Genomic DNA, 14,290 nt, shown 5'->3' on the forward strand with positions numbered 1-14,290 from the left:
CAGGATTCTTCTGGTTGTTCGGTTTTCGACGTGCGGCGGCGGCCTCGCCTTCTCGTGTTCCGGATGGCCGGCCAACGTCTCGCGGCATTGTACTGACGATTGGCGAAGGGAAAATGAAAGGTCCGGTTTTCCGGCAGCCGCCCAATCCTTTGCGCCCCATTTATCACGGGTCGCGGTCGCACCGACTTTATGTAAATTTCGTAACCGTCTGTCCGGGTGACAACGGCCGCCGGACGTTGAAAACGGCGCCCTTCCGGCAGGCAGCTCGATCGACACGGCCCCGATGCGACGGGATGAACAGGCCTTGCGCCGGTCCGTCACCCATGTCCGTGTCGCAGACACCCCGGACGCAGATTCGGAAGTCGTTCACCTCCGCGCCCCGGTAACATGCTACCGGGCCAACTACCGGCTTCCGGCTGCCTTTCGGCAACCGGCATTGTCGGCAAAACGTAAGCATTCCATGTCCATACAACGACTTTCCACGTACGCTCGCCGGATCGCGCTGATCGCGCTGCTGCAGTTCGCGGCGATCGCGACCGCGTCGGCGTTTCCGGCGGCCGCTTCCGCGCCCGTCGCGAGCGGCGTCGGCGCCGCCGCGCCGGCCATTTCCCTGCCCGACGCCATCGCGCAGCTCAAGCAGATGCAGGCCGAGCTGGATCGCATCAAGCAGCAGACCTCGACCGCGTCCAACAGCAAGGAGCTGGACGCGCTCGACGACTCGGCGCAGGAACTGAGCACCGATGTCGCGAAACTGCAGAGCGACCTCACGCCGCAACGTGCGCAGGTTCAGGCGCAGCTCGACGTGCTCGGGCCGGCGCCGGCCGAGGGCGCCGCGCCGGAAGCGCCAGCCGTCGCGAAGCAGCGCGCCGCGCTGGACGCGCGCAAGACCCAGATCGACGCCGCGCTGAAGCAGGCCGCCGACCAGAAGACGAGCCTCGCGAACCTGACCGAGCAGTTCGCGAAGCTGCACCGCAGCCTCCTGAAGAACCAGCTCGCGTTCCGTTCGGGCAGCATCTTCAGCGCGCAGTTCTGGTTGCCGCTGTTCCACCTGTCGCCGGACGATCGCCAGCGGCTCGAGGATTTCGACGACGAACTGTTCGACATGCTGCGCTCGTCGTGGGTGCCGGGGCAGCGTGCGATCACCACCGTGCTGCTGATCGCAGCATTCGCCGCCTGGCTCGGCGGCCGCCGGCTCATCGAGCGCGGGCTCGCGTGGATCGCGCTGAACCGCCTGCCGCCCACCCGCTTGCGCCGCAGTGCGCTGGCGCTGTCGACCGCCCTGTCGACCTTCCTCGCGACGGCCATCGCGATCCAGATCCTCTATCTCGCCGTTGCACGCCACTACGAGCTCACGCCGTCGCTGACCGACCTGTGGGACCAGTTCGCAAAGCTCGCCGCGACCTGCGCACTGATCGCCGGGCTCGGCCGCGCCCTGCTCTGCACGAAGCATCCGTCGTGGCGCCTGCCCGCGCTCGCCGATCCCGTCGCGCTCGCGATGAAGCCGTTCCCCAGCATCCTGGCCGGGCTGCTGCTGGTATCCGGCACGCTCGAATCGATCAACCGGATCGTCGACACCAGCCTGTCGGTCACGCTGTTCGGTCGCGGCATCGTGTCGCTCGTCGTCGCGCTGACGGTCGGCGCCTCGCTGCTGCGCGCGAACCGTGCGCGCAGCGCCCTCGCGGCCGCAGGCGAGGCACCGGAGCAGCGCTCGACGCTCGCTGGGCTGATCCATGCCGGCGTCACGCTCGCGATCGTCGCGTCGTTGATTGCACTCCTGATCGGTTACATCACGGTCGCGCGCTTCATCACGTACGAGCTCGTGTGGTTCGAGATCGTGCTGTGCGCCACCTACATCCTGATCCAGTTGACGCGCGACGCGAGCGAAAGCCTGTTCTCGTCGAGCCTGTCGACGGGCCAGCAGATCAAGCACCTGTTCGCGCTCGAAGACCGCCACCTGGATCAGGCGCGCACGGTCCTGTCCGGCTTCGGCACGAGCCTGCTGATGCTGATCGCGGCGATCGCGCTGGTGACCGGCGGTTTCGGCACGACGCCGGGCGACCTGCTCGACAGCGCGGTCGCGATGATCGGCAGCCAGCGACTGCAGAGCCTGAACATCATGCCCGACCGGATCTTGAACGCCGTGATCGGCTTCGCGATCGGGTTCTACCTGCTGCGCTCGCTGCGCCGCTGGCTCGACGGCGAATTCATGCCCGCGCTCGGCATGGATACGGGCATGCGCGTGTCGCTGATCACGCTGTTCACCAACGTCGGCTACGTGCTGCTCGTGCTGATGACGCTCGGGCTGCTGGGCGTCAGGTGGAACAATCTCGCGTGGATCGTCAGCGCGCTGTCGGTGGGTATCGGCTTCGGCCTGCAGGAAATCGTGAAGAACTTCGTGTCGGGGCTGATCCTGCTGACCGAGCGGCCGGTGAAGGTAGGCGACATGGTCAGCATCGCGGGCGTCGAAGGCGACATCCGCCGCATCAACGTGCGCGCGACCGAAATTCAGCTGAGCGACCGTTCGACCGTGATCGTGCCGAATTCGCAATTGATCTCGCAGAACGTGCGCAACGTGACGATGGGCAACAGCACGCAGGGCGTCGCGACGCTGGTGCTGACGTTCCCGCTGAACACCGATCCGGAGCAGGTGCGCGACCTGCTGCTCGATGCGTATCGCGAGCACCCGGCGATTCTCGACAAGCCGGCGCCGTCGGTGACGTTCAGCCAGCTCGCGCCGGACGGGATCACGCTGAGCGTGACGGGTTACGTGTCGAGCCCGCGGATCGCGAGTTCGACGAAGAGCGATCTGCTGTTCCAGATCCTCAAGCAGTTGCGCGCGGCGGGGATCACGCTGTCGAGCCCGCAGATGCTGGTCGTGCAGAACATGCCGGCGAACGAGGGTCCTACGCCGCACGAATCGTAAGCGAGCCATCGAGCGGGTACGCCCGCGATCGATCGGCGCGCCGCGCGCCCCGCAGTAAACGACAAGGGCCGGTTACCGCTTTCGCGGCAACCGGCCCTTGTCATTCGACCGTCGAAGCGCCCTGGCCGGGCGCCTGCCCTTACACGTCGAACTTCACCCCCTGCGCCAGCGGCAACTGCCGGCTGTAGTTGATCGTATTCGTCGCACGGCGCATATACGCCTTCCACGCATCCGAACCCGACTCGCGGCCGCCGCCCGTTTCCTTCTCGCCGCCGAACGCGCCGCCGATTTCCGCGCCGCTCGTGCCGATGTTCACGTTGACGATCCCGCAATCGCTGCCGGCCGCCGACATGAACTGCTCGGCCTCGCGCATGTCGTTCGTGAAGATCGCCGACGACAGGCCTTGCGGCACCGCGTTGTGCACGTCGATCGCGTCGTCGAAGTTGTCGTAGACCATCACGTACAGGATCGGCGCGAACGTCTCGCGCTCGACCACCGCCGATTGCTTCGGCATCCGCACGATGGCCGGACGCACGTAGTACGCATCCGCGTGACCGACGTCGACGCGCTCGCCGCCCTTCACTTCGCCGCCCTGCTCGCGCGCATCGGCCAGCGCCTTCTGCATCGCGTCGAACGACGCACGATCGACCAGCGGGCCGACCAGCGTGCCTTCCTCGAGCGGGTTGCCGACCTTCACCGACGCGTAGGCCTTCTCGATGCGCGGCAGCAGTTGCTCGACGAGGCTACGATGCACGATCAGGCGGCGCAGCGTCGTGCAGCGCTGGCCGGCCGTGCCGACCGCCGCGAACGTGACCGCGCGCACGACGAGGTCGAGATCCGCGCTCGGCGCGACGATCATCCCGTTGTTGCCGCCGAGTTCGAGGATGCCGCGTGCCAGGCGCTGGCTCAGCACCTTCGCGACTTCCTGGCCCATCCGCACGCTGCCCGTCGCGCTGACGACCGGCACCTTCTTCGACGCCGTCAGCACCTCGCCGACGTCGCGCATGCCGAGCACCAGCTGGCTCAGTTCCGCCGGCGCGACGCCCGGATGCGTCTTGTCGAACTCGCGGAGCGCCTTCTGGAGCAGCACGTGGCACGCGATCGCGGTGAGCGGCGTCTTCTCGGACGGCTTCCACACGACCGAATCGCCGCACACGAACGCAAGCGCCGCATTCCACGCCCACACCGCAACCGGGAAGTTGAACGCCGAAATCACGCCGCACACGCCGATCGGGTGCCACGTTTCCATCATCCGGTGGCCCGGGCGCTCGGACGCGATCGTGAGGCCGTAAAGCTGACGCGATAGGCCGACCGCGAAATCGCAGATATCGATCATTTCCTGCACTTCGCCGAGGCCTTCCGACGTGATCTTGCCGGCTTCGAGCGTGACGAGGCGGCCGAGCTCGGCCTTGTGCTCGCGCAGCACGTTGCCGAACACGCGCACGAGTTCGCCGCGCACCGGCGCCGGCACCGTGCGCCACTTGAGGAATGCGTCGTGCGCGGCGTCGATCTTGCGCTCGGCGTCGGCGGGCGTGTCGACGGCCAGCGTCGCGAGCGTCGCGCCGTCGAGCGGCGAACGCGCGGTCAGCGCGTTGCCTTTCCACTGGGCGAGATCGATGTCGAGCGCGGCAAGAATGTCGTTGAATTGCATCACTTCCTCTTCAGGGACAGATTGATCGGTGCGGCGGCAGCGCCGCCGGCGTGATTCGATTGGAGCGCGTTCGAGCGCGTCGTGCAAGCGGACGCGCCGCGCGGCGGGCCGGTGCGCCATCCGGCGCATTGCGCTGCGCCGCCGCCGGAAAGCCCGGCCGGACGGCGCGCCCCAGCCTCGCGAGGCACGATCCATGAAACACATTGTCGATGGCCACAAGTCGGGCCGCTATTGATATTAACTCACGACTTCATTCCCAAAACGCAACAACTCGACCGGCCGGACCAACGCGTTTCCGGATCGATTCGGGACGTTTCCAAAGCCTGCGGCCGGGCACCCGGACGCATCGCGGCACGACACAAGTTGATGACCATCCCGCATCACCCTGTTCGGAAATATCGTTTGCCGCCCGTGCGCCGCGCACACACAATCGGTGCGACGTCGAGGTGCAACGCACCCGGCGCGCCGCCGGCCGCCAACGGCAGCCGGACGACCGACGAAGGCGACACGCACCACGGCCCGGCTCAGCGGGCCGGTTTCGCACCGCATCACCGCTACCCGCCGCGGGCGGCAACGCGTCGCGCTTCGTCACCGAAAAACAATCCCGGAGACAGCGCCCAGCGCCCGCCATGCATTCAGATGCCCGCCCCGATTCGTCCCGCCCGTCCGCCTCGCCCCCTGCGAAGCCCTCCCTCCACCGCGCGTTGCAGGCCCGCCATCTGCGGATGATCGCGATCGGCGGCTCGATCGGCACGGGCCTGTTCGTCGCGTCCGGCGCATCGATCTCGCAGGCCGGCCCCGGTGGCGCGATGCTCGCGTACATGCTGATCGGCCTGATGGTCTATTTCCTGATGACGAGCCTCGGCGAAATGGCCGCGTTCATGCCGGTGTCGGGCTCGTTCGCGACCTACGGCGCCAAATACGTGGACGAAGGCTTCGGCTTCGCGCTCGGCTGGAACTACTGGTACAGCTGGGCCGTGACGCTGGCGGTGGAGCTCGTCGCCGCGCAGCTCGTGATGCACTACTGGTTCCCGCATGTGCCGGGCGTCTGGTGGAGCGCGCTGTTCCTCACGCTGATCTTCGCGCTCAACGCGCTGTCGGTGCGCGGCTTCGGCGAGGCCGAATACTGGTTCGCGCTGATCAAGGTACTCACCGTGCTCGCGTTCGTCGGCGTCGGCCTGCTGATGATCTTCGGGATCATGCAGGGCGGCCCGAGCGCCGGCTGGGGCAACTTCACGATCGGCGACGCGCCGTTCGTCGGCGGCTGGGCAACGATGCTCAGCGTTGCGATGATCGCGGGCTTCTCGTTCCAGGGCACCGAAATGATCGGCGTCGCGGCCGGCGAATCGGAGAACCCGCGCACGACGATTCCGCGTGCGGTGAGCCAGATCTTCTGGCGCATCCTGCTGTTCTACGTGTTCGCGATCTTCGTGATCGGCGTGCTGGTTCCGTACACCGATCCGAGCCTGCTGAAGAGCGACGTGACCGATATCGGCGTGAGCCCGTTCACTCTGGTGTTCCGGCACGCGGGCCTGGCCTTTGCCGCCGGCGTGATGAATGCCGTGATCCTGACGGCCGTGCTGTCGGCCGGCAACTCGGGCATGTATGCGTCGACGCGGATGCTCTACAACCTCGCGGTCGAAGGCCGCGCGCCGAAGCTGTTCGCGAAGCTGTCGCCGGGCGGCGTGCCGCGCAACGCGCTGTATGCGACCACCGCCGTCGGCGCGCTGTGTTTCCTCACGTCGCTGTACGGCGACAAGACGGTCTACCTGTGGCTGCTGAACACGTCGGGCATGGCCGGCTTCATCACGTGGCTCGGCATCGCGGTCAGCCACTACCGGTTCCGCAAGGGTTTCCTGAAGCAGGGCTACCGGCTCGACCAGTTGCCGTACCGGTCGAAGTGGTTCCCGTTCGGCCCGCTGTTCGCGTTCGCGCTGTGCGCGGTCGTCGCGCTCGGCCAGGACTATCAGGCGTTCCTCGCCGACAAGATCGACTGGACCGGCGTCGCCGCGACCTACATCGGCCTGCCGTTCTTCGTCGCGATCTGGGTCGGCTACGCGCTCGTGCGCAAATGCCGGCTGGTGCGCTACGAGGACATGGAAATCGCGCCGTGGATCGAACGCAACGCGACGCATGAGGCTACCGACAAGGCCAACGCCGGCTATCCGGCCTATGTCGCCCGTCCGGTCAACCCGACGCCGGGCGCCTGACGCCCGGTAACGCGGCGGCCGCCCCACCACGGCGGCCGCCGCGCTGAAGCTCCCATTCGACGCGGCGCGCGCGTTCAGGCAAGATCGACGCGCGCCGCCTGTTTTTCCGCCGTCACGAGTCATCGAAAACGCATGCAGAACTTCTACGAAGCCACCGTTACCCGCCAGCCCTACCCGCAACTGACCGGCACGATCGATACCCAGGTCTGCATCGTCGGCGGCGGCCTCGCCGGCCTGTGCACGGCGCTCGGCCTCGTCGAGCGCGGCGTGACGGACGTCGTCGTGCTCGACAGCGAACGGGTCGGCTTCGGCGCGTCGGGCCGCAACGGCGGCTTCGTGTTCGGCGGCTACAGCCTCGACAACGCCGACCTGCTGCGCACGCTCGGCCGCGACGAAGGGCGCCGGCTGTACCGGCTCACCGTCGACGCGGTCGACCTGATCCGCGCGCGCATCGCCCGCTACGGAATCGACTGCGACATCGTCGACCAGGGCGTGATGCTCGCGAACTGGTTCGACGATCCGTCGCGGCTCGACAGCGTGCGCATGCTGATGAAGAACGAACTTGGCGTCGAATGGGAACCCGTCCCGACCGGCGCGCTGCGCGAGCGGCTGAAAACACAGCGCTATTACGGCGGCCTGTTCGAGCCGAACGCGTTCCATTTCCATCCGCTGAAGTACGTGCTCGGCGTCGCGGCGGCCGCGTCGCGCGGCGGCGCACGCGTGTACGAGCGCTCGGCCGCGCTCGGCATCGCGCGCGACGGCGCCGGCTACGTGGTGCGCACGGCGCAGGGCGCGGTACGCGCGAAGGACGTCGTGTTCGCCGGCGGCGGCTATGCGCGCGGCGTGTCGCCGCGCATCGAGCGCGCGGTGCTGCCGATCGCGACCTACGTGATTGCGACCGAACCGCTCGGCACGCGCCTGCCCGACGCGATCGACGCGCCGTACGCGATCTACGACACGCGTTTCGCGTTCGACTACTACCGTCCGCTGAAGGACACGCGGATCCTGTGGGGCGGCCGGATCTCCGTGCTCGACCGCGGCCCCGACGCGATCGCGCGCCTGCTGCGCCGCGACCTGCTGCGCGTGTATCCGCAACTGGAAGGCGTGAAGGTCGACTACGCGTGGGGCGGGTTGATGAGCTACGCGCGGCACAAGATGCCGCAGATCGGCCGCGACGCGGACGGCGTATGGCATGCGATCGCGTTCGGCGGCCACGGGATGGCGCCGACTACGGTGGCCGGCGAGGCGCTCGCCGCCGCGCTGGCCGAAGGCCGGCCGGTGCCGGACGGCTTCGCCGCATTCGGACTCACGCGCACGTTCGGGCTGGCCGGCCTTGCCGCCGCGCAACTCGCGTACACGGCGTACCAGGCCCGCGACGCGCTCGCGTCCTGCCGCCGCTGAGCGCCCGCGACGGCCGAAACGACCGCGCCGACGGCCTTGCCGATTAGAGCGGAAGGTCGGCCGGGCGGGCATTTCCCACATGCTAGAATGCCTTTTCCACGCCGCCGCGAACCACAACAAAGTCACATGAAAGCAGGAAGCAAGGCCGCCACGTCCGACCCCCGCGCGCTTGCGTCCGATGCGCGGCGTAAATACGATCCCGAGCAAACCAAGCGCAACATCCTCGATGTCGCCACGCAGGAATTCTCCGCGATGGGCCTCGCCGGTGCGCGCGTCGACGCGATCGCCGAGCGCACGAACACGACGAAGCGGATGCTCTATTACTACTTCGAAAGCAAGGAAGGCCTGTACGAGGCCGTGCTGGAGAAGGTGTACGGCGACATCCGCGCGCTCGAGCAGGAGCTGCACGTCGGCGACATGGAGCCGCGCGAAGGCATGCGCCGCCTCGTCGAATTCACGTTCGACTATCACGACAAGCATCGCGACTTCGTGCGCCTCGTGTCGATCGAGAACATCCACGGCGCGAAGTATGTCGAACAGCTGAAGTCGTTCAAGAACCGCAACGTCAGCATCATCAAGACGCTCGAGGAACTGGTCGAGCGCGGGGCGGCCAGCGGCGTGTTCCGCAAGGACATCGATGCATTCGACCTGCACCTGCTGATCAGCTCGTTCTGCTTCCACCGCGTGGCGAACCGCTACACGTTCGGCGCTGCATTCGGCCGCGATCCGTCGGCACCGCGCCTGCGCGCTCGGCATCGCGACACGATCGCCGACGCAGTGCTCCGCTACGTCGCCGCGTAAGCGGCGGCAGTCGCCGACCGGGGCACGTGATATCCGCGCCCCCTCCAACTTCAGCCCTTCATCGCCTCAGTCCGTCGGCGCGACCGACGCCAGCGCGATCCGCGCCTTCTCTTCCGGGCTGCCCGCCACGTAATACTTCTTCGCCCAGCTCGAATCGGGCGCAAGCGCGAGCCGCGCATGCGCGCCCGCATCCGTACCCGTACCCGTGCCGTGCTGCCGTTTCGCGTTGATCGCCAGCGCCCGTGCGCGATAGTGCTCGTAAAGCCGCAGGAATTCCGCGAGATAGATCGCCGCGATCCGCTTGTCGCGGATCTCGAGCAGGTTCTCGTCGTTGTACTGCTCGGAATTGCGGCTCATGTTCGCCGAACCCGTATAGACCACCGGATTCGCGCCTTCCGCGTCGATCACGATGAACTTGTGATGGATCACGACGGGCGGAAAGGCCGGCGCCGGTTCGCCCGGAAAGAGTCGCAACTCCGGCTCGAAGCCTTGCGGCACGGTGGCCGGCGAAAAATACGACGCGTCGATCACGTCGTGGTTGTCGCGGCTGCGGTGGTACAGCTCGAGGTTCGCGAGCGTCGCCGCATCGAGCGTCTGCCCGGCCTGCCGCGCGGCATCGGCCTTCGTCGCGCTGCCCACGTTGATCTTGTTCACCAGGCCGAACATCATCAGCCCGCGGTCGCCGGCCGCGAAACACGCATCGCGCAGCGCGGCGTCGGTCGGCATGAACAGGCAGAACGACACCGAATGCTTCGCGGCCGCGATCGCGGCGACGATCGTATCGATCTCGGTACGCTGCCCCGCCGGCTCCGGCGAGTAGGCGACGCGCACCTGCGCGCTGCCGATCGTCATCGGCGCCGACCAGCCCGGCGACAGCCGCGCGGTCTCCGCGATCGACGGATTCCCGGCCAGCGCGTGGGCGCGCTCGTTGTACAGCGCGGCGAGCGCGGGCGAATCGAACGCATGCAGCACGTTGGCCTGCTCGGTCAGCCCCTCGGTCGTGAAGTTCGCGGAGCCGGTCAGCACGCGCGCGGGCGCCGGGTTCGACGGCGCATCGGTCACGATGAACTTGTCGTGCATGATGTGCGTCTTGTCGCGCGGCGCGAGCGTCGCGATGCCTTGCAGCGCATCGACGGCCGGCTGGTTCGGCGACGGCAGCGGCGGCTTGCCCTTGCGCGCCATCGTGTGCGCGTCGTAGACGATCGCGAGCGACGCTTCGCCGTGCTTGCGCCCAAACGCCTGGAACGCGGGCAGCGCCCACAGCGTGTCGGTCAGGTGATAGACGGCCGACACCGCGCGCGACGCGGGATCGAGCATCTGAGGGAACACCTGCTCCATGTCGTTCGCGAGCCACGTGCGCAGCTTCAGCGCCTGCGCGGCGCTCGGCGCCTCGTTCGGCGCGAGGCCGAGCGCCGCGACCTGCTTCGCGAACGCCTGCGAGCTGACCACCGCGCGGTTGAACCACGTGCCGATGCCGTCCTCGATGTGCGCGGGCAGCACGACGTCGCACACGCCGGCTTGCGCGTCGAGCACCTGCAGGTTCGCCGGCGTGCCGACGACCGGATAGACGTCGTAGCGGAACGACGCACCGCGATCCTGCGGATCGATGCGTGCATCCCACCACATGAATTTCTGGATCGGCGCCTGATCGGTCGGCGCATCGCCCTGCGTGTCGGCGGCCGGGCCGTCGAACGTCAGGCGGTTGGGCAGCCAGCTGTCCGGCGCACGCGTCTTGCCGTCGGCCGACCAGAAGCCCGGCGTGCGCCGGATCGCGAAGCCGAGGAAATCGGACCGCGACGCCGCATCGGGCCAGTCGAAAGCCAGCAGGACCAGGGTGGGGGAAAGATAGCTGCGCACGCTGACGGTCATTCGTTGCTCCCTGGCCCGACGGCCGGTCGAGGTGAATGAGTCAGTCTTGACGATGGTCTTTCCCGCGCGATGACGCTTCCATGAACCTTGTATGTCGGATGCGCGTCAGTCGCACACGAGCAGCTCGACCCCGCGCGCCGTCAGCGCGCGGCGCACGGCCTTGTCGGGCGCGCGCTCGGTCACCAGATAGCGGGCGGCGGCCGCGCCGTTGATCCGCACCGGCGTCACGCGGCCGAATTTCGAATGGTCGGCGACGATGATCGCCGTGCCGGCCGCCGCGATCATCCGGCTACGCACTTCGGCCGCCAGCCGCGAGTAGTCGGTGCACTCGCCGTCGGGCGTGATGCCGCCGGCGCCAACGAACGCGAAATCGACGTGGTATTGCGCGAGCTGGTGGATCGTGTCGAGCCCGAAGGTGGCGTCCTCGTCGTCGGACAGCTCGCCGCCGAGCAGCGTCACGCGGTTGCCGTTGCGCCGCGCGAGCACGAAAGCGGTACGCCAGTCGTTCGTGTAGATCGACAGCCGGTGCCGGTCGGCGAGCGCCAGCGCGACCGCATGCGGCGTGCTGCCCGAATCGATCAGCACCGATGCATCGTCGGGCACGAATTCGGCCGCGCGCCGCCCGATCGCGCGCTTCGCGTCGGCGTTCGCGGCTTCGCGCTCGGACAGGCTCGGCTCGCGGCGATCCGCGGCCAGCGCGCCGCCGTGCGTCATCACGAGCAGGCCGCGCGCGGCCAGCGCATTCAGGTCGCGCCGCACGGTTTCGCGCGACACGTCGAGCGAACGCACGAGTTCCGCGACCGACAGCGCGCCCGACCGTCCGAGCTCCGACAGGATGTATTGATGACGTTGTTCCGCCAGCATCGCGTGTGCGCCCGAGGCGACTGGTAATGGGTAAGCCGGCCATTGTATTACGGACGTTTGACGACCATTTGACTGCGCCGGGTAAGCGGCCAGGCAGCGTCCGGGCGCGTCTCCCCGAAAGCGAAATTCACTATTGTCCGGCGCGCGCGAATCCCGGCGGCGCCCGGCGCTACACTTTGCGCTTCGCCGAACGACCGACCAATACCGACCATCAAAGGGGCTCGCGCCATGTATCGCAAAGGCAGTGTGATCGAAATCCAGTTTCCGCCGGAACGCCTCAACGACGCGGCGGGTGATCCGTACTGGATCGACCTGACGCTCGACGAAGCACGCCGGCTCTACGAACAGCTCGCCGCGCGCTTCGCGACCGACGCGCGCGCCAACCAGCCGCTCGATACGTTCTCGATCGACTGATCGCCGCCGCTGCGCGTCTCTCCGCGCAGCGCATCGCCGTGCTGCGGGCGCTGATCGCCGCCGCACCGCGCACCGGCGCGATGACCGCCGGCACGATCACATGCCGCGTGGCATGAGTGCAGGATTCGACAAGACGTCGGCGCCGCTTCGCCCGATACTGGCCGACTTCCCTGTTCTGTCCGGCCGCGTCTCGGCCCGTCACGCATGCTTACCTCGATCGTCGCCGCCGCCTTCGTCGCGCTCTGGTCCACCGGCTTCATCGTCGCCCGGGCGATCAAGCCCTACGCCGATCCGAACCTGTTCCTGCTCGCGCGCTTCGCGGGCACGGCCGCGCTGTTCGCCGTGGTGGCGCTCGTCGCGCGCGCGCCGTGGCCGGCCCGCCGCGAATGGCCGCGCCACCTGATCGCGGGCGCGCTGTTGCAAGGCGTCTATCTCGGCGCGAGCTACTGGGCCGTCGCGCAAGGGTTGAATGCGGGCGTGATGGCGCTGCTCGGCGCGCTGCAGCCGCTCGCCACCGCCGTGGTCGCGGTCCCGCTGTTCAACGAGCGCCTGCCCGCGCGCGGCTGGCTCGGCATGGCGCTCGGGCTGGCCGGCGTCGCGCTCGTGCTCGCGCCGAAAGTCACGGGCGGCGTCGCGCCGCCGCCGGGCGCGGCGCCTGCGTGGCTCGTCGTCACCGTGTCGGTGCTGGCGGTCGGATCGATCACCGCCGGCTCGCTGTACCAGAAAGGCAAGCTCGCCCAGAGCGACCTGCGCACGGCGGTCGCCGTGCAGAACTTCGGCGCGGCGATCGTCGCGGCCGTGTTCGTCGCGCTGCTCCGTGAGACCCGCTGGATCGGCGCGCCGGCGCTGTGGGTGTCGCTCGTGTGGGGCGTCGTGTTCCTGTCGGGCGGCGCGGTCACGATGCTGATGTGGATGCTGCGGCGCGGCAATGCGGCGCGCGCGACGTCGCTGCTGTTCCTCGTGCCGCCGCTGGCTGCGCTGCAGGGTTACGGTCTGTTCGGCGAAACGCTCGCGCCGATCCAGCTCGCGGGCTTCGCGCTCGCGCTGGTGGGCGTCGTGCTCGCACGGCGCTAATGCGAGCCAGCGGGCACCCTCCGCCCGGCATCCTGCACCCGCCCGGCGCACCACGCACCACGGCGATGCGCCGCGTCTCGTCGATGCAACGCGACAGCGCCGGAAACGCAGGTCCGGCGCGGCGGCACGCCGCGATTGCGCTTATGATGAGCGCCTTGCAATTCGTTCCGGATCTTCCCTCATGACCTCCGCCGATTACGCCAGCCGCCAACGCGCGATCATTGCCGAACTGAACGTCGCCCCGCACTTCGACGCCGAGGCCGAAATCGCCCGCCGCGTCGATTTCCTCGCGCAGTACCTTCGTTCGACCGGCCTGCGGACCTACGTGCTCGGCATCAGCGGCGGCGTCGATTCGTCGACGGCCGGCCGGCTCGCGCAGCTATCGGTCGAGCGCCTGCGCGCCGACGGCTACGACGCGCGCTTCATCGCGATGCGCTTGCCGAACGGCGTGCAGAACGACGAAGAGGATGCGCAGCGCGCGCTGGCGTTCGTGCGCGCGGACGAGGTATTGACGGTCGACGTGAAGCCGGCCGCCGATGCGATGCTCCGTTCGCTGGTCGCATCCGGCCACGCGTTCGAAACTCCGGCGCAGCAGGATTTCGTGCACGGCAACATCAAGGCGCGCGAGCGCATGATCGCGCAGTACGCGGTGGCCGGCGCACGGCGCGGCATCGTGATCGGCACCGATCACGCGGCCGAATCGCTGATGGGTTTCTTCACGAAGTTCGGTGACGGCGGCGCGGACATCCTGCCGCTCGCGGGCCTGAGCAAGCGGCGCGTGCGCGGGGTGGCGCGCGCGCTCGGCGGCGAGGAGCTGATCGTGATGAAGGTGCCGACGGCCGACCTCGAGGAGCTGCGCCCGCTGCGCCCCGACGAGCACGCGTACGGCGTGACCTACGACGAGATCGACGATTTCCTCGAAGGCAAGGCGGTTGCCGATCGCGTGTATGAAACGGTGCTGCGCTTCTACGACGGCTCGCGCCACAAGCGCGCGCTGCCGTACACGATGTTCGACTGGCCGGCCGCATAAGCAAGCCGGCCGCCTCCCTCAGCCGACCTACCGCCACGCGCACCCTCCCGGCT

Annotated in this window: 10 protein-coding genes; 7 read left to right on the forward strand and 3 right to left on the reverse strand. The window is 68.3% G+C overall.

The window, feature by feature from the left end:
• The first annotated feature begins 460 nt into the window (after positions 1-460).
• Positions 461-2,923, forward strand: coding sequence for a DUF3772 domain-containing protein (locus SY91_RS24640; protein WP_034175148.1), 2,463 nt, complete (start codon positions 461-463; stop codon positions 2,921-2,923).
• Positions 2,924-3,062: 139 nt separating this feature from the next.
• On the opposite strand, the gene SY91_RS24645 is transcribed toward SY91_RS24640, so the two are convergent.
• Positions 3,063-4,574 (reverse strand): aldehyde dehydrogenase family protein, encoded by a 1,512-nt coding sequence (locus tag SY91_RS24645; RefSeq protein ID WP_034175147.1) that lies wholly within the window; start codon positions 4,572-4,574, stop codon positions 3,063-3,065.
• A 629-nt stretch (positions 4,575-5,203) separates the two neighbouring features.
• Between SY91_RS24645 and SY91_RS24650 the strand changes: the two genes are divergently transcribed.
• The 3 genes from SY91_RS24650 (at position 5,204) to SY91_RS24660 (ending at position 8,986) form a co-directional block, all read left to right on the forward strand.
• Positions 5,204-6,784, forward strand: a complete 1,581-nt coding sequence (locus SY91_RS24650) for an amino acid permease (RefSeq protein ID WP_185921199.1) — start codon at positions 5,204-5,206, stop codon at positions 6,782-6,784.
• A 132-nt stretch (positions 6,785-6,916) separates the two neighbouring features.
• Positions 6,917-8,185: an NAD(P)/FAD-dependent oxidoreductase gene (locus SY91_RS24655; protein WP_006480518.1), complete on the forward strand. Its 1,269-nt coding sequence runs from the start codon at positions 6,917-6,919 to the stop codon at positions 8,183-8,185.
• A 126-nt stretch (positions 8,186-8,311) separates the two neighbouring features.
• Positions 8,312-8,986: a TetR family transcriptional regulator gene (locus SY91_RS24660; RefSeq protein WP_012339399.1), complete on the forward strand. Its 675-nt coding sequence runs from the start codon at positions 8,312-8,314 to the stop codon at positions 8,984-8,986.
• 66 nt (positions 8,987-9,052) lie between these two features.
• Here SY91_RS24660 and SY91_RS24665 read toward each other — a convergent pair whose 3' ends face one another.
• Positions 9,053-10,855 carry a phospholipase D-like domain-containing protein gene (locus SY91_RS24665; protein WP_185921200.1) on the reverse strand — a complete coding sequence of 601 codons (1,803 nt, stop codon included), beginning with the start codon at positions 10,853-10,855 and terminating at the stop codon, positions 9,053-9,055.
• A gap of 105 nt (positions 10,856-10,960) precedes the next feature.
• Positions 10,961-11,719, reverse strand: coding sequence for a DeoR/GlpR family DNA-binding transcription regulator (locus SY91_RS24670; protein ID WP_034175145.1), 759 nt, complete (start codon positions 11,717-11,719; stop codon positions 10,961-10,963).
• 228 nt (positions 11,720-11,947) lie between these two features.
• Here SY91_RS24670 and SY91_RS24675 point away from each other — a divergent pair, with 228 nt between their 5' ends.
• The 3 genes from SY91_RS24675 (at position 11,948) to nadE (ending at position 14,237) form a co-directional block, all read left to right on the forward strand.
• On the forward strand, positions 11,948-12,133 hold the full coding sequence (locus tag SY91_RS24675; protein WP_006480515.1) for a hypothetical protein: 186 nt from the start codon (positions 11,948-11,950) through the stop codon (positions 12,131-12,133).
• Positions 12,134-12,337: 204 nt separating this feature from the next.
• A complete protein-coding gene (locus SY91_RS24680; RefSeq protein WP_185921201.1) occupies positions 12,338-13,207 on the forward strand; it encodes a DMT family transporter in 870 nt (289 codons plus the stop codon).
• A 181-nt stretch (positions 13,208-13,388) separates the two neighbouring features.
• Positions 13,389-14,237 (forward strand): ammonia-dependent NAD(+) synthetase, encoded by an 849-nt coding sequence (gene nadE, locus SY91_RS24685; RefSeq protein ID WP_124592379.1) that lies wholly within the window; start codon positions 13,389-13,391, stop codon positions 14,235-14,237.
• Positions 14,238-14,290 lie beyond the last annotated feature (53 nt).

The organism is Burkholderia cenocepacia (genome assembly GCF_014211915.1).
Lineage (GTDB): Bacteria > Pseudomonadota > Gammaproteobacteria > Burkholderiales > Burkholderiaceae > Burkholderia > Burkholderia orbicola.

What these genes read in the sequence shown, in the direction of transcription:
- SY91_RS24640 (WP_034175148.1), top strand. Translation starts at nt 461, where the DNA reads ATGTCCATACAACGACTTTCCACGTACGCTCGCCGGATCGCGCTGATC.
- SY91_RS24645 (WP_034175147.1), bottom strand. Translation starts at nt 4,574, where the DNA reads ATGCAATTCAACGACATTCTTGCCGCGCTCGACATCGATCTCGCCCAG.
- SY91_RS24650 (WP_185921199.1), top strand. Translation starts at nt 5,204, where the DNA reads ATGCATTCAGATGCCCGCCCCGATTCGTCCCGCCCGTCCGCCTCGCCC.
- SY91_RS24655 (WP_006480518.1), top strand. Translation starts at nt 6,917, where the DNA reads ATGCAGAACTTCTACGAAGCCACCGTTACCCGCCAGCCCTACCCGCAA.
- SY91_RS24660 (WP_012339399.1), top strand. Translation starts at nt 8,312, where the DNA reads ATGAAAGCAGGAAGCAAGGCCGCCACGTCCGACCCCCGCGCGCTTGCG.
- SY91_RS24665 (WP_185921200.1), bottom strand. Translation starts at nt 10,855, where the DNA reads ATGACCGTCAGCGTGCGCAGCTATCTTTCCCCCACCCTGGTCCTGCTG.
- SY91_RS24670 (WP_034175145.1), bottom strand. Translation starts at nt 11,719, where the DNA reads ATGCTGGCGGAACAACGTCATCAATACATCCTGTCGGAGCTCGGACGG.
- SY91_RS24675 (WP_006480515.1), top strand. Translation starts at nt 11,948, where the DNA reads ATGTATCGCAAAGGCAGTGTGATCGAAATCCAGTTTCCGCCGGAACGC.
- SY91_RS24680 (WP_185921201.1), top strand. Translation starts at nt 12,338, where the DNA reads ATGCTTACCTCGATCGTCGCCGCCGCCTTCGTCGCGCTCTGGTCCACC.
- nadE (WP_124592379.1), top strand. Translation starts at nt 13,389, where the DNA reads ATGACCTCCGCCGATTACGCCAGCCGCCAACGCGCGATCATTGCCGAA.